Source organism: Streptomyces sp. NPDC002265 (genome assembly GCF_040296125.1).
GTDB lineage: Bacteria > Actinomycetota > Actinomycetes > Streptomycetales > Streptomycetaceae > Streptomyces.
In genome coordinates this window covers 12660-27790 of the sequence record NZ_JBEOWS010000091.1, presented here as the reverse complement: position 1 = coordinate 27790, position 15131 = coordinate 12660, and the positions used below count along the sequence as shown (strand labels likewise).

General features: G+C 70.4%; 8 protein-coding genes. 6 read left to right on the top strand and 2 right to left on the bottom strand.

Translation table 11 applies throughout. From position 1 onward, the window contains the following. The first annotated feature begins 225 nt into the window (after positions 1–225). From ABT085_RS18155 to ABT085_RS18130, 6 genes are all read left to right on the top strand, one after another. Positions 226–1521, top strand: a complete 1296-nt coding sequence (locus ABT085_RS18155) for an ABC transporter substrate-binding protein (protein WP_351608302.1) — start codon at positions 226–228, stop codon at positions 1519–1521. After that, positions 1518–2483 (top strand): carbohydrate ABC transporter permease, encoded by a 966-nt coding sequence (locus tag ABT085_RS18150; RefSeq protein ID WP_351608300.1) that lies wholly within the window; start codon positions 1518–1520, stop codon positions 2481–2483. The genes ABT085_RS18155 and ABT085_RS18150 overlap by 4 nt, the downstream gene beginning before the upstream one ends. Next, on the top strand, positions 2480–3301 hold the full coding sequence (locus ABT085_RS18145) for a carbohydrate ABC transporter permease (RefSeq protein WP_351608297.1): 822 nt from the start codon (positions 2480–2482) through the stop codon (positions 3299–3301). Before ABT085_RS18150 ends, ABT085_RS18145 begins: the two co-directional genes overlap by 4 nt. A gap of 10 nt (positions 3302–3311) precedes the next feature. Next, entirely contained in the window at positions 3312–5579 is a 2268-nt protein-coding gene (gene yicI, locus ABT085_RS18140; protein WP_351608293.1) for an alpha-xylosidase, read from the top strand. A 16-nt stretch (positions 5580–5595) separates the two neighbouring features. Next, positions 5596–6606 (top strand): LacI family DNA-binding transcriptional regulator, encoded by a 1011-nt coding sequence (locus tag ABT085_RS18135; RefSeq protein WP_351608290.1) that lies wholly within the window; start codon positions 5596–5598, stop codon positions 6604–6606. Positions 6607–6683: 77 nt separating this feature from the next. Next, on the top strand, positions 6684–9587 hold the full coding sequence (locus ABT085_RS18130; protein ID WP_351608287.1) for a glycoside hydrolase family 3 protein: 2904 nt from the start codon (positions 6684–6686) through the stop codon (positions 9585–9587). A 76-nt stretch (positions 9588–9663) separates the two neighbouring features. Here ABT085_RS18130 and ABT085_RS18125 read toward each other — a convergent pair whose 3' ends face one another. After that, positions 9664–10407, bottom strand: a complete 744-nt coding sequence (locus ABT085_RS18125; RefSeq protein ID WP_351608285.1) for an immunity protein CdiI family protein — start codon at positions 10405–10407, stop codon at positions 9664–9666. Continuing rightward, a complete protein-coding gene (locus tag ABT085_RS18120) occupies positions 10404–14837 on the bottom strand; it encodes an RICIN domain-containing protein (protein ID WP_351608284.1) in 4434 nt (1477 codons plus the stop codon). The genes ABT085_RS18125 and ABT085_RS18120 overlap by 4 nt, the downstream gene beginning before the upstream one ends. Between the last annotated feature and the right edge of the window lie 294 nt (positions 14838–15131).

The window sequence follows — 15131 nt, the reverse complement described above, 5'->3', positions numbered from 1 at the left end:
CCGGACCCGCAGCCGACCCGCACCCCCCCCGCGGCCGGTCGGGTGCCGATCCGCACCGGACCGGCCGTCGATCCACGGCGGGCAATTCGCGCGCACCCCATTGACGTGTCCACAGCCTCCACCTACCTTCCCCCGTCGAAGCGCTTCGACGTCACGCATCGAATCGATTCGACGACTCCTCGCGTGACCCTCCCGATTCCCATCCGACTCCCCAGGAGACACGGGATGTTGACGACACGAAGGCGTGTGGTGGCGAGTGCGGTGATCCTGACCGGATCGCTGCTCCTGACCTCCTGCGGCGGTTCCGACGGCGGCTCGTCGGGCGACGGCAAGACCCTGAAACTGTGGCACTACGAGGGCCCGACCAGCGCGATGGGCGTCGCCTGGAACGAGGCCATCAAGGAGTTCGAGGCCTCGCACCCGGGCGTGCAGGTGAAGTACGAGGAGAAGAGCTTCGAACAGATCCAGAAGACCGCCCAGATGGTCCTGAACTCCTCCGACACCCCCGACCTCATGGAGTACAACAAGGGCAACGCGACGGCGGGCCTGCTGTCCAAGCAGGGCCTGCTCACCGACCTGAGCGCCGAGGTGGCGAAGCGCGGCTGGGACAAGAAGCTCAGCGCGGGGGTCAGCACCACCAGCCGCTACGACGCCCAGGGCGTCATGGGCTCCGGCAACTGGTACGGCGTGCCCAACTACGCCGAGTACACGATGGTGTTCTACAACAAGGACCTGTTCGCCAAGTACAAGCTCGCCGAGCCCAAGTCGGTCGACGAACTGACCGCCGCGATGGACGTGTTCGTCAAGAACAAGGTGACCCCGCTGGCGAACGCGGGCGCCGAGTACCTCGCCCAGCAGTACCTGTACCAGCTGGCCCTGTCCCAGGCCGACCGCTCCTGGGTCGACTCCTACGAGCTGTACAAGGGCAAGACCGACTTCCACGACCAGGCCTGGACCTACGCGGCGACCACCTTCGCCGACTGGGTGAAGAAGGGCTACATCGCCAAGACCTCCAGCGGCACCAAGGCCGAGGAGGCGGGCGTCTCCTTCATCCAGGGCAAGGCGCCGATCCTGTTCTCCGGCAGCTGGTGGTACGGCCGGTTCCAGCAGGAGGCCAAGTTCGACTGGGGCAGCTTCCTGTGGCCCGGCTCGAACCTGACCCTCGGCTCCGGCGGAAACCTCTGGGTGGTCCCCAAGAACGCCAAGAACAAGGAGCTCGCCTACGACTTCATCGACATCACCATGTCGAAGAAGATCCAGAACCTGCTCGGCAACAAGGGCGGTGTCCCGGTGGCCGCCGACGCGAACGCGGTGACCGACCCGAAGTCCAAGGAGCTGATCACCAACTTCAACACCCTGTCGGGGCGGGACGGCCTGGCCTTCTACCCGGACTGGCCGGTGCCCGGGTTCTACGACGTCCTGGTCTCCGAGACCCAGAAGCTGATCACGGGCAGCGAGGCGCCGGACGCCTACCTCGACGCCCTCCAGAAGGCGTACGACAACGGCGTACCGAAGAAATGACGGTCACCGTCGAACGGAGCGCGCGGGTGGCCGGTCCGGGCCGAAGCCCCCGGCCCCCGCGCCGCCCCCGCGACTCCTACGCGCTGTTCCTCGTCCCGGGCGCGCTCGCCTTCCTCGCGGTCGTCGTCGTGCCGTTCCTGATGAACACCGGCGTCAGCTTCACCGACTGGCAGGGGGTGGGCAGCCCCACCTGGTCCGGGCTCGCCAACTACCGTGAGCTGCTGGACGACACCGAGTTCTGGGCGTCGTTCCGGCACAGCCTGTTCATGGTTCTCGCCATGGCACTCCTGCCGACCGGGCTCGGACTCGTCCTGGCCGCCGCCCTGTTCGACTACGTCGGCAAGCACTTCGGCAGCCGGGTCGCCTCGGTGCTGCGCGCCTGCTTCTACCTGCCGCAGGTGCTGCCGATCGCGGTCGCGGGCATCGTCTGGAGCTGGATCCTCGCCCCCGACAACGGCTCGCTCAACGCCCTGCTGAAGGCGGTGGGCCTGGGCTCCTGGCAGCAGGACTGGCTCGGCGACCCCGACCTCGCGCTCTACAGCGTGATGGGGGTGATGGTGTGGGTGCAGCTCGGCTTCCCGCTGGTGGTCTTCATGGCCGGGCTGCAACGCGTCGACCCCGGGCTGTACGAGGCCGCGGAGCTGGACGGCGCCGGCTGGTGGCGCCGCTTCTGGCACATCACGCTGCCGCAGATCCGCCCCGAGACGTATGTCGTGCTGACCTGGTGCTCGATCGCCGCGCTCAAGGTGTTCGGCGCGGTGTACGTGCTCACCAAGGGCGGTCCGGGCGGCGCGACCGACGTCCCCTCCTACTTCTCCTTCACCACGTTCTTCGAGAAGACCCAGGTCGGCTACGGTGCCGCGATCTCCACCGTGCTCACCGTGATCATCCTCGCCCTCTCGCTGGTCGGACTGAAGCTCCAGACCCGTGCGGAGGACGCGGAGGAGGGGGTGCGGACATGACCGCCCTGCGTCGTTACCCGGTCCTCGTGGCCCTGTGCCTGGCCGCCCTGTTCATGGTCGTGCCCTTTCTGATCGTCGCGCTCAACGCGGTCAAGTCGCCCGCCGAGTACTCCCGGAACGGCCCCCTGAGCCTGCCCGAAGGCCTCTACCTGGACGGCCTGAAGGATTTCTGGGAGCGCGTCGACTACAGCCAGAAGCTGGTCAACTCGGTGCTGATCAGCGGCTGTGTGGCCGTGGGAGCGGCCGTCCTGTCGGTGCTGAACGCGTACGCGATCGGCATCGGCCGGATCAAGGGCCGCACCTGGGTGCTGGCCTTCTTCGTCCTGGCGAACATGCTGCCGCAGGAGGCGCTGGTCTACCCGGTGTACTACCTGAGCAAGCAGGCCGGCCTCTACGACACCCGGCTGAGCGTGATCATCGTGTTCACGGTGATCCAGGCGGCGTTCGGCACGTATCTGCTCTCGTCCGTCCTCGGCCGGTTCCCGCGCGAGATCATCGAGGCGGCCCGGATCGACGGCGCGAGCAAGTGGCAGGTGCTGTGGCGGATCGTCGTCCCGGTCAGCCGCCCCACCATCGGCGTGCTCCTGGTCTTCTTCTTCATCTGGACCTGGAACGAGTTCCTGCTCCCCCTGGTGATGCTGATCTCCAACGACAACCAGACCGTGTCGGTGGCCCTCGGCGTCCTCCAGGGCCAGCGGCTGATGGACGCCACGATGACCAACGCGGCGGCGCTGCTGGGCGTGCTGCCCGCGATCGTGTTCTTCCTCGTCTTCCAGCGGACCCTCACCCGCGGCATCGCCGTGGGTGCCGTCAAGTAAGGACCCCCACGTGAAGTTCACCGACGGTTACTGGCTGCTGCGCGAGGGCGTCACCGCGGCCCACCCGGTCGAGGTCCTCGATGTCACCGCCACGGCGGGTACCCCCTCCGGGGGAGACACGCTGGAGATCCACGCGCCCACCCAGCCCATCCGCCACCGCGGCGACCTGCTGAAGGGACCGGTCGTGACGATCAGCGCGCACGCGCCGCTGCCCGACGTCATCGGTGTCACCCTCACCCATTTCGAGGGCGAGCAGCCGCGCGGACCGCGGTTCGAGGTGTGCAAGGAGGAGTTCAGCACCCAGATCACCCACGACGACGAGCACGCGGCCCTGACCTCCGGCGCGCTCACCCTGCGGGTGGCCCGCACCGGCCCCTGGCGCGTCGACTTCCTCGCCCACGGCCGGGCGCTCACCGGCAGCGGCCCCAAGGGCATGGGCATCATGCAGGACGCGACGGGCGCCCACTACCTGCGCGAACAGCTGGGACTCGGGGTGGGCACCAGCGTCTACGGCCTCGGCGAACGGTTCGGCCCGCTCGTCAAGAACGGCCAGGTCGTCGACATCTGGAACGCCGACGGCGGCACCGCGACCGAACAGGCCTACAAGAACGTCCCGTTCTATCTGACGAACGCGGGCTACGGCGTCTTCGTCGACCATCCGGGCAAGGTGTCCTTCGAGGTCGGCTCGGAGGCGGTGTCCCGGGTCCAGTTCAGCGTGGAGGCCCAGCAGTTGACGTACTACGTCATCTACGGGCCGACCCCGAAGGACATCCTGCGCAAGTACACGGCCCTGACCGGGCGCCCGGCCCTGCCGCCTGCCTGGTCGTTCGGGCTGTGGCTGTCGACGTCGTTCACCACCTCCTACGACGAGGAGACGGTGACGAAGTTCATCGAGGGCATGCGGGACCGCGAACTTCCCCTGTCCGTCTTCCACTTCGACTGCTTCTGGATGCGCGAGTTCAACTGGTGCGACTTCCGTTGGGATCCGCGGGTGTTCCCCGACCCGGAGGGGATGCTGGCCCGGCTGAAGGAACGCGGGCTGCGCATCAGCGCCTGGATCAACCCGTACATCGCCCAGCGCTCACCGCTGTTCGCGGAGGGCAGGGCGCTCGGGCACCTGCTGCGCCGGCCCGACGGCAGCGTATGGCAGTGGGACCTGTGGCAGCCGGGGATGGCGCTGGTCGACTTCACCAGCCCGGCGGCCCGCGACTGGTACGCGCAGAAGCTGAAGGCACTGCTCGACCAGGGCGTCGACTGCTTCAAGACCGACTTCGGCGAGCGGGTCCCGGTCGACGTGGCCTGGTCCGACGGCTCCGACCCGGAGCGGATGCACAACTACTACCCGTACCTCTACAACCGGACCGTCTTCGACGTGCTGCGCGAACACCGCGGCGAGGGCGAGGCGGTCGTCTTCGCCCGCTCGGCCACGGCGGGCAGCCAGCAGTTCCCGGTGCACTGGGGCGGCGACTGCGAGGCGTCGTACGAGTCGATGGCCGAGTCGCTGCGCGGCGGGCTGTCGCTCGGGCTGTCCGGGTTCGGATACTGGAGTCACGACATCGGCGGCTTCGAGGGGACGCCGTCCCCCGCGCTGTTCAAACGGTGGATCGCCTTCGGCCTGCTGTCCTCGCACAGCCGACTGCACGGCAGCTCCTCCTACCGGGTGCCGTGGCTGTTCGACGAGGAGTCGGTGGACGTACTGCGCCGGTTCACCCGGCTCAAGCTCGCCCTCATGCCCTACCTGTACGACGCGGCCCGCACCGCGCACACCGAGGGCACGCCGGTGATGCGGGCGATGGCGCTGGAATTCCCGGACGACCCCGGGTGCGCGCATCTGGAGCGGCAGTACATGCTCGGCCCCGACCTGCTGGTCGCGCCCGTCTTCAGCGACGAGGGCGACGTCACCTACTACGTCCCCGAGGGCGACTGGACCGACTTCCTCACCGGGCGGACGGTGAGCGGGCCGCGCTGGGTGCGCGAGCGGCACGGCTTCGACAGCGTCCCGCTGCTGGTACGGCCGGGGGCGGTGATCCCGGTGGGCGCGGTGGCCGACCGGCCCGACTACGACTTCGCCGACGGGGTCACCCTGCGGGCGTACGGGCTCCGGCGCGGCGCCCGGGTGACGGTGCGGGCCGGTGACGTGACCTTCACGGTCGTACGGGAGGGTGACACCCTGCGGGCCTCGTGCGAGGACCCCTCGACGCCGTGGGGCCTGGCGGCCGGCGAGCGGGAGGTACGGGCACCGGCCGGCGTGGGATTTCTGACGGTGGAGCTGGACTGACGGTGGAGCTGGACTGATGGTGAAGATCACTGATGTGGCCCGGCACGCCGGGGTCTCCCCCAGCACCGTCTCGTACGCGCTCAGCGGCAAGCGGCCGATCTCCGAGGAGACCCGGCAGCGGGTGGAGGCGTCCATCCGCGAGCTCGGCTACCGCCCGCACGCCGGGGCCCGCGCGCTGGCCAGCAGCCGGTCGAACGTCCTGGCGCTGGTGGTCCCGCTGCGCACCGGGATCCATGTGCCGGTGGTCATGCAGTTCGCCGTGTCGGTGGTGACCACCGCGCGCCGCCACGACCACGACGTCCTGCTGCTGACCCAGGAGGAGGGCGAGGAGGGGCTGCGCAGGGTCGCGGACACGGCGCTGGTGGACGCGCTGATCCTGATGGACGTCCAGCTCCACGACCCCCGGCTGCCCCTGCTGCGCTCCCTGGACCGCCCCTCGGTCATGATCGGTTTCCCGGCCGAGGCCGACGGGCTGACCTGCATCGACCTCGACTTCAAAGCGGCGGGCGAGCTGTGTGTGGAGCATCTGGCGCAGCTCGGGCACCGGGTGGTGGCGCTGGTCGGGTCGCCGCCGGAGGTGTACGTGCGGCAGACGGCGTTCGCGCAGCGCGTGGTCCAGGGGTTCACCGCGGCCGCCGACCGGGGCGGGCTGGCCTCGGCCGTCCACCCGTGCGAGGCCGCGCCCGCCGCGGCCCGCCGCCTCGCGGAACAGCTGCTGCGCGAACAGCCCGCCCTGACGGGGGTCGTCGTCCACAACGAGGCGGTCCTCGAACCGCTGATCGACGCCTTCGAGCAGCTCGGGCTGCGGGTCCCGGGCGATCTGTCCGTCACCGCGATCTGTCCCGACGAGCTCGCGGAGTCCCTGCGGGTGCCCGTCACGTCCATCGCGCTGCCGTCGGCGGAGGTGGGCGAGCGGGCGGTGGAACTGCTGATGCGGAAGCTGGCCGGGGACGCCGTGCCCGAGGCCACGCTGCTGCCGCCCCGGCTGACCCGGCGGGCGAGCACGGCACCGCGCGACACCCCCTGAACCCACCCCCCGCTGCCACCCCCCTGTTGCCACCCCCTTGTGCAAGGCCCTGATCGAACCTTCGAAGGAGCCGCGGCATGAAAGGCACGAAGACAAGACGCAGAACCACGCTGGTGGTCGCCCTGGCCCTGATCGCGGGTCTCGGCGCCACCGCCCCCGTCCACGCGGACGACCCCGCGTACCCGTTCCGCGACCCCGGCCGCCCGGTGGACGCCCGGGTCACCGACCTGCTGTCCCGGCTGACGCTCGACGAGAAGATCTCCCTGTTGCACCAGTACGAGCCCGCGATCCCGCGCCTGGGCATCCAGTCCTTCCGCACCGGCACCGAGGCGCTGCACGGCGTCGCCTGGCTGGGCAGGGCCACCGTCTTCCCGCAGGCGATCGGACTGGCCTCGACCTGGGACCCCGCGCTGATGCAGCGGGTCGGCTCGGCGGTCGGCGACGAGGCGCGCGGATTCCAGCAGCAGCGTCCGGCCGGCTGGGGCCTGAACCTGTGGGCGCCCGTGGTCAACCTGCTGCGCGATCCGCGCTGGGGACGCAACGAGGAGGGCTACAGCGAGGACCCGTACCTCACCGGCTCGATCTCCACGGCGTACGGCACCGGGCTGACCGGCGGCGACCCGGACCATCTCAAGACGGCACCCACGCTGAAGCACTTCCTCGCCAACAACAACGAGGACCGGCGTGACACCACCTCCTCCGAGCTGCGTCCGCGCGTACTCAAGGAGTACGACGAGCAGGCGTTCAAGCCCGCCGTCGAGGCCGACGCGGCCACCGGCGTGATGTCCTCGTACAACTTGGTCAACGGCCGCCCGAACACGGCGAATCCGTCCCTGGACGACACCGTGCGCACCTGGACCTCGCGGGACCTGCTGAACGTGACCGACGCCTACGCACCCGGGAACCTGACGGGCAGCCAGAAGTACTACGGCACCCAGGCCGAGGCGGACGCGGCGGCCCTGACGGCCGGCATCGACAGCTTCACCGACAACGACACGGACTCCGGACCGACCACGGCCGCGATCAAGTCGGCCCTGTCCACAGGCCTGTTGAAGGAGTCGGACATCGACACCGCCGCCGGGCACGTGCTCGCCGTCCGGGTCCGGCTCGGCGAGTTCGACCCCGGCGGCGGCCGGTACGGCGCCATCGACGCCTCCGCCATCGACAGCCCGGCCCATCGCGCGCTGGCCCGCGAGGCCGCCACCGAGTCCGCGGTGCTGCTGAAGAACGACGGCACGCTGCCGCTGCACAGGTCCGCGGACGCGGCCGTGGTCGGCCCGCTCGCCGACACCGTCTACACCGACTGGTACTCCGGCACCCCGCCCTACACGGTCACCCCGAAGGCGGGCATCGAGGCGAAGCTGGGCACCCCGGTCGCCTCCAGCGAGGGCGTCGACCGGATCGCGCTGAAGAACACGGCGACCGGGAAGTACGTCACGGCGGGCACGGACGAGACCGGCGCGCCTCTGAAGGAGGCCGCGGACTCCGGCACCTCCGCCCAGTTCGACCTGTTCGACTGGGGCTCGGGCGTCGTCACCCTGCGCTCGGCCGCCAACGGCAAGTACGTCGGCTACAACTGGTCGAACTTCGTCAACGACCAGACGCAGCCCAACGGCTGGTTCGTACAGCAGCAGTTCAGGCTGGAGCGGCAGGACGACGGCTCGTACCTGCTGCGTTACGCGGGCTACGAGACCGGCGAGTCCTGGTGGTCGAACCCGGTCTACCTCGGACCGACGGACGCGGCCGGCACGCTCGGCCTGGTGTCCAAGGACGCGGCCGCGCACTACACGAAGGACGTCGTGAGCAGCGGGATCGACGACGCGGTCGCCGCCGTCCGGGGCAAGGACACGGCCGTGGTGGTGGTCGGCTCCATGCCCGCGATCAACGGGCGCGAGGCCCACGACCGCACCGACCTGGGCCTGGCCCCCTCCCAGGAGGCCCTGGTCAAGGCGGTGCGCGCGGCCAACCCGAAGACGGTGGTGGTGGTCGAGAACAGCTACCCGACCACGCTGGGCGCGGTGCAGAAGCAGGTCCCGGCCCTGCTGTGGACCTCCCACGCGGGCCAGGAGACCGGCGACGCGCTGGCCGACCTCCTCTACGGCGACGCGAACCCGGCCGGCCGCCTGACCCAGACCTGGTACGAGTCGGCCGCCGACCTCCCGTCGATCCTCGACTACGACATCATCAAGTCCGACCGCACCTACCAGTACTTCAAGGGACGGGCCCTCTACCCCTTCGGCTACGGCCTCTCCTACACCACGTTCCGCTACGGCGCCCTGAAGCAGGTGTCCGGCGGCTACGAGCTGAACGTCACCAACACCGGCAGCCGCACGGGCGCCGAGGTGGTCCAGCTCTACGTCCACCAGCGCACGTCCCGCGACAAGCAACCGCTCAAGCAGCTCAAGTCGTTCGCCCGGGTGACGCTGAAGCCGGGCGAGACGAGGAAGGTGAAGCTGAAGCTGCGGACCTCGGACCTGGCGCACTGGGACGTCACCCGCTCCAAGTGGGTGGTGGAGACCGGCACGTACGACGTCCTGGCCGGCGCGTCCTCGACCGACATCCGCGCGCGTGCCGCCCGGCAGGTCAGGGGCGAGACGATCCCGCCCCGGAACCTGTCCTCGTCGACCCGGGCGGAGAACTTCGACGACTACTCCGGCATCGCTCTGACCGACGAGTCGAAGGCGTCCGGCACGGCGGTGTCGGCGCCGGCGGACGGCGCCTGGCTGAAGTTCGCGGACACGCAACTGGGCTCGGGCGTCTCCCGGTTCACCGCCCGGCTCGCCGGTTCCCCCGGCACGGTGGAGATCCGCCTGGGCTCCCCGACGGGCCGCCTGGCCGGCACGGCCCACTTCACCGGCACGCCGTCGCCGTACGACTACACGACGGTCTCGACGGCCCTCGCGACCACGACAAAGGGACACACCGACGTGTACCTGGTGCTGTCGAAGGGGCTACGGGTGTCCACGTTCAGCTTGCGCTGAGCCGGAGGACAGGCGGCCGGTGGAGCGGAGGTCGGTGATCACCGTCTCCTCTCCACCGGCCGCGCCCGGCATCCGCCTACAGCTGCCGGTCCCCTTGCCAGGTGATCGGCACCGGCCCTGCTCCGGCGGCGTTCGCCAGCCCGCTGTAGGTCACCCTGCGGTCAGGGCCGACCTCATGGGCGACGCGTCGCGCCAGTTCCTTCCCCTCGTGGAAGAGCCGTTCCCACTCGTCGTCGTACTTGCCCTCCTCCCGGTCCCGCAGGTCCAGGTTCACCGTGATGTCGATGCTCTTGGACCACGCGTACAGATCGCCGACGAGTTCGTCGGACAGGTCCAGCGCGGCGGCGGGATCGTCGGGGAAGAAGTCCCCGAATCCATCGGCGCGCAGCGGACCGTACTGGAACTCGCCCTCGACCGTGAGGTCGACCGGGGACGCCGGAGCACCGTGGCTGTCGCGTTCCCAGTGCAGGCGGTCGCAGCTCCAGCACACCCACTTCGCCGTCCGATGGCGCTCGTCCCAGAAGCGCACCGGCCACGACGGCCCGAGCCGCCGGGCCAGTCTCCTGGCGACCGCAAGACCCTGCTTGACGTGCCTGCGCAGGTCCGGGCGGGAGGTGAAACCCTCCGGCGGACGGGACAGCGCCCAGGAGCGCAGCGCGTTCGCCAGATCGGCCGGGAGATCCAGCCGGTCGTCGTCCAGCGGGACATTGCGCGTGAAGGCTCCGAGGTCGTCGTACGCCTGCGGATCGTCGGGCTCGTACAGCGGAGACGGCTCGCCCCGGGCCTGCACGAGCAGGTCCCTGGGTTGTTCGCGGGTCATACGGGGTTCGCTCCGATCACGAATCCATTGTCCCCGACGCTGATGGCAAGTCGCTGGGTCTTGCCGTTGAAGACGACCTCGTAGATCGGCCGGCCGGCGCCCTGGGTCCCGACCCGGGTGCCCTCGGTCAGCGCCTTGCTCACGAGGGCCGGGATGTCCTCGATCCGGACTCCGGCGGTCGCGAACTCACCCGCGTGCCGGAAGATGATGTGGATCAGGCCTGCGTTGACGTTGCCCTTCTCCAGCCAGGCAAGGTTCACGCCGGGCTTGGCGTACTCGATGACCCAGATCGTGTTCGCCTTGTCGAACTTCACGCCGGCGTTGCTGAGCTTCTCCAGCAGCCTGGGGTCCAGCGCGGCACGGGCGATCTTGGCCCGCTCCGCCACGGCCTGCGCGATACGCAGCCCCATGCCCGCCGCGCTCGTGGAGTCGGCGATCGCCTGGGCGGCGCCCGCCTCACCGAAGATCTTCTTCAGGTCCGCGAGCACCTCCGCGGCCTTCGCGCCCGTCTTGACGGCGTCTTCCACCCGTACGGCGAGCTTGGCCGCCTCGGCGAGCTTGGTGGCCATCGACGGCGGGACGAACATCGCCGCGGCCCAGGCGCAACTGGCCCCGTTGCCGTGGTAGCAATCGCGGGCATCCCCCAGCACGACCTCGTACAGGACGGCGCCGAGCTTCTCCCCGAAGAGGGCCTGCCAGCCGAGCCGGGTGATGTCACCCATGCTGAAGTGGTGGGTCCAGTTGTTCGTCTGGTCCTTGAGCGTCTCCGTCTTGAGGAAGACCGTGTCCGACTTCGGGCAGCCGGCCTCGGTGGCGGGAACGTCCGGGTTGACGCAGAAGTAGTAACTGACCGTGATGTCCACATGCAGCTCGTACGTCACCGTGCACCCCTGGGGCACGTAGTCGCAGGGGTTGAGCTGCTTGGCGGGTGCCGTCTCCGTCATCTTGTCGACGACGTAGAAGACACCGTTGATGCCGGTGCCGGAGCCGGTCGAGACCTCCTTGTTCGCATCCTTCCGCTCGGCCTCGTCCGCCGCCTGCTGGGCCGACTCCGCGTACTTCTGGGCGTCCTTCGCCGCCTCCTCGGCCGCGGTGGCCTCGGCGTCGGCTCGGTCGGCCGCCGCTCGGGCGTCCTTCGCCGACTGTTCGGCGGCCGCGGCTGCCGAACGGGCGGCCGAGGCGTCCTGGGCCGCCTGGTCGGCGGAGGAACGGGCGTCCTTGGCGTAGCCCTCGGCGCGTCCGGCCGCCTTGTCGGCGGCGGCCGCGTCCTCGCCCGCCTGCTGGTCGTAGTCGATCGCGCGGGCCAGTGAGAGTTGCGCGTCCGCGGCGGCCTTCGCCGCCTCGGCCGCGTAGCCCAGGGCCTCCTTCGCCGACTTGCGGGCGTCCGCCGCGTGTCCGGCGGCCTCGGCCGCGATCGTGTACGCCGCCTTCGCGTCGCCCGTGGCCGCGTTGGCCAGGGTCTGCGCCTGCTCGGCGTTCTTCTGCGCGTTGGCCGCGTGCGCCTCCGCGACCGCCTGCTGCTGCTCGGCGATCGACTTCGACGACTGGCCCGTCAGCACGGCCAGACCGGCGGCCGAGTCGGTGGTGACATACGGCGAGCCGAGCTGGACCGCGTCGTTGGCCGGCGCGGCGACCTGCCGGGCGGAAGCGCCCGCGTCCTCCGCGGCCTGCGCGGTGGTGTAGGCGTGACCTGCGGCGTCCGCCGCACCCGCGACCGCCTTGGCGGCCTCCGCCTTCGAGGCGTCGGCCTGCTTCCTGGCGTCGGCGGCGCTCTTCTCGGCGTCGTCGGCCAGCTTCACCGCCGTACGGGCGGCGCTGGCGGCGGCCTCGGAGGCCACGATGGCGTCCGCGGCCGCGCTGGTCGCCGTGCGTACGGCGGCGTCCGCCTTCGCCTTGGCGGCCTGCGCCGCGTCCGAGTCGGAGCGGGCCCGCTCGGCCGCGGCCTCCGCACGCGTCGCCGCGGCGTCCGCGTCGGCCGCCGCCTTCGTCGCCGCGTCCGCCTCGGCACGGGCCGAGCCCGCCGCCGCCTCCGCGTCGTCGGCGGCCTTGTCCGCGTCGTTCGCCGCCGCCCGCGACGCGGTGGCGTCGTCCGCGGAGTCGTGCGCGTCGGCATAGGCGTCCTTGGCGTCGGCCTTGGCACGCGCCGCGTTCGCCTTGCTCTGCGCGTCCCAGGCGTCGTCCCGCTTGGCCTTCGCGTTGTCCCGCGCGCCCTCGGCGTCCTGGCGCTTGCTCCGGGCCGTGGCCTCGGACGCCTCCGCCCTGCCCTTGGCATCGGCGGCGGTCTTCGCGTAGCCCTCGGCGTTGGACTTGTGCTGAGCGGCCTCGGCCTGCTTCGCCGCGGCGGTCTCCTTCTCCGCCTTCGCGGTGGCCTCCTCGGCCTCCGCCGCCAGCCGCTTGGCGTGCGCGGTGGCCGCGGCCGCCTTCGCGTCCGCCTCGGCCTTCAGCGTCTCGGCGAGCTTGGCCCGCGCGGTGTCCCGCGCGTCCCTGGCCGTCTTCGCCTGTACGGCGGCCGCGTCCGCGGCGGCCTTCGCCTGGGCGTTGGCCTCCTGCGCGGCGGCCGTACGGAACGCCGCCTTCGACTGCGCGGCCTGCGTCAGCGCCCGCGCCGCGATCGTCTCGCTGTCCCCGGCCGCGGCACGGGTCGCCGCGTACGCGGTGTCACCGGCCTTCGACAGCGCCTCCAGCGCCGCCGCCGACGCCTTCGTCACCTGCGCCTTCTGCCGGCCGACCAGCAGACCGCGGCCCCGCGGGGCACCGGCTGCGTCGGCGATCGCGTAGGCGGCCTTCGTGGCGGTGTCCGTGTCGGTCGCCGCCTTCTTCGCCGCGGCGGCCTGCGCCTTGATCAGGTCGAGCTGCTTCTTCGACTCGGCCTGCGCGTCGGCGACGCCCTTCTTCGCCTTGTCGAACTGCGCCTTGGTCGGGTAGTCCAGCTTGTCGGTGCCGTTGTGGCCCGAAGGGGCGATGTCGAACTTCTGCGGGTCGGTGCCCTTGCAGTCCCACATCCGCCCGTCGCGGCTGTTGTCGTACGTCGCGAGGTCGACGCAGTTGGCGGTGCCGGGGTTGTACAGCCGCGTGGTCGCGTGGGTGTTGTACTGCCACTTCTGGGAGGCGCTGCTGTTGCAGGTGTAGATCTGCAGCACCGTGCCGTTCGCGGTACCGGAGCCCTTCACGTCCAGGCACTTGCCGGAGTTGACGTTGACCAGCGTGTCACCGCTGATCTGCCACTTCTGGCCGGCCGAGCCGTTGCAGGTGTAGATCTGCACCGGCGTGCCGTTGTCCTTCTTGCCGCCGCCGACTTCGAGGCACTTGTCGGTGGCGCCGTGCGCGTGGATGATCATCGGGCTGTCGCCGATCCAGCCGACACCGCCCGCGGACCAGTAGTCCTGCCAGCGGGTGAGATGGTCGGCGATCCAGGACTGTCCCAGCATCTCGCCCAGCGCCGAGGCACCGGCGGCCAGGGACTTGGTGGAGTCCCGGTTGGCGTTGAGGATCTGGTTGCGCTGAGCGGCCTGCGCGGCGATCTCCTGCTGCCACTCGCCCGACGCGGCCGCGACCTCCTTGCCGAGGACCTTGTTCGGGTCGGCCGGGGTGCGCCAGGCGCAGGAGGCGAACCGGGTCTTCAGGTCCTCCACGGCCATGCGGTACTCGACGCTGCCCGGCTCGGGAGCCGTACGCGGGAAGCCGCCGGAGGAGAGGAAGATGCGGGCGTTGTCGGCGCCGGTCGGCTCCAGGGACCAGTTCACCAGGCTGTCCCACGCCCGGTGTTCCTCGTAGTCCCGGTTCCACGTCGGGAGCGTCGCGTCCGGGTCCTTGCCGTAGAGCGGGGTGCCGAGGTCCTTGACCGCCTTGAGGGTCGCGTCATCGGCGAGCGGGGTCGGATCCTTGTAGTAGTCGCCCTCGCTCCGCCACCACTGCGCGCCCAGCCACGGAGTGATGCCCACCTGCTCGAAGAAGTCCTGGCCGCGCCCGGCCGTGCCCGGAGGGTCGTTGAAGTCCGCGACGGACTTGAAGCCACCGGGCGTGGGAAGCCCGGACAGCGGCTTCTGCCACTCGCGGAGCCGGCCGTACAGGTCGATCTTGTCGATGTCGTCGCGGTCCTTCTGGAACGCGGTGCTGAGCGGGGTGGTGTTCCAGTACTGCCGGTCGGCCGCCGTGTGGAGCTTGTCCGGGGTCTGGTTGAGTCCGTCCTGCGCGACGCCGTACATGGCGGGGCCGCCCATGCGCAGCACATCGGACATCAGGCACTCGTCCTGGCGGAGTTGCTCGGCGGCCTTGGCGTCGAAGCCGTCGTAGCTGTCGGCCACCGGGCTGAAGTCGTTGTCCCGGTTGGGCGCCAGCTCCGGGTGCCCGGCGACCGTGGCCAGCACGGCGAGGGCGAGGACGGAGGGCACAAGTCGCGTGAGATAGCCGGTTCTTCGTGTCGGAGACATGACGAACCATGGTCTGGAGCGCAAAAGAGCATCCGTTCTTCGTGAAGGAAATGTTCTTCGTGAAGGAAGAGGGCAGACCAGGGGGCCCGCTCGAAGAGGTGGAAGTGCGGTGCGCGAGTCAGGCGCAGGCGTTGCTCTGTTGCTTCAGGAATCGCGGCATGACGACGAAAGCCTCCCCGTAGCGACGGTGTTCCCCCGGTCGCTGATCGATGTACGCGACAGCGGAGTGGTCAGCTCCACCGAGCGCGCGGCGGCCACCGGACCCAAGTCCGACGGCACTTACCGAACGGTAAC

Bases quoted from the DNA above. Each gene is read 5' to 3' on its own strand.
- ABT085_RS18135 (WP_351608290.1), top strand. From the start codon at position 5,596: ATGGTGAAGATCACTGATGTGGCCCGGCACGCCGGGGTCTCCCCCAGC.
- ABT085_RS18150 (WP_351608300.1), top strand. From the start codon at position 1,518: ATGACGGTCACCGTCGAACGGAGCGCGCGGGTGGCCGGTCCGGGCCGA.
- ABT085_RS18120 (WP_351608284.1), bottom strand. From the start codon at position 14,837: ATGTCTCCGACACGAAGAACCGGCTATCTCACGCGACTTGTGCCCTCC.
- ABT085_RS18145 (WP_351608297.1), top strand. From the start codon at position 2,480: ATGACCGCCCTGCGTCGTTACCCGGTCCTCGTGGCCCTGTGCCTGGCC.
- ABT085_RS18130 (WP_351608287.1), top strand. From the start codon at position 6,684: ATGAAAGGCACGAAGACAAGACGCAGAACCACGCTGGTGGTCGCCCTG.
- ABT085_RS18125 (WP_351608285.1), bottom strand. From the start codon at position 10,407: ATGACCCGCGAACAACCCAGGGACCTGCTCGTGCAGGCCCGGGGCGAG.
- ABT085_RS18155 (WP_351608302.1), top strand. From the start codon at position 226: ATGTTGACGACACGAAGGCGTGTGGTGGCGAGTGCGGTGATCCTGACC.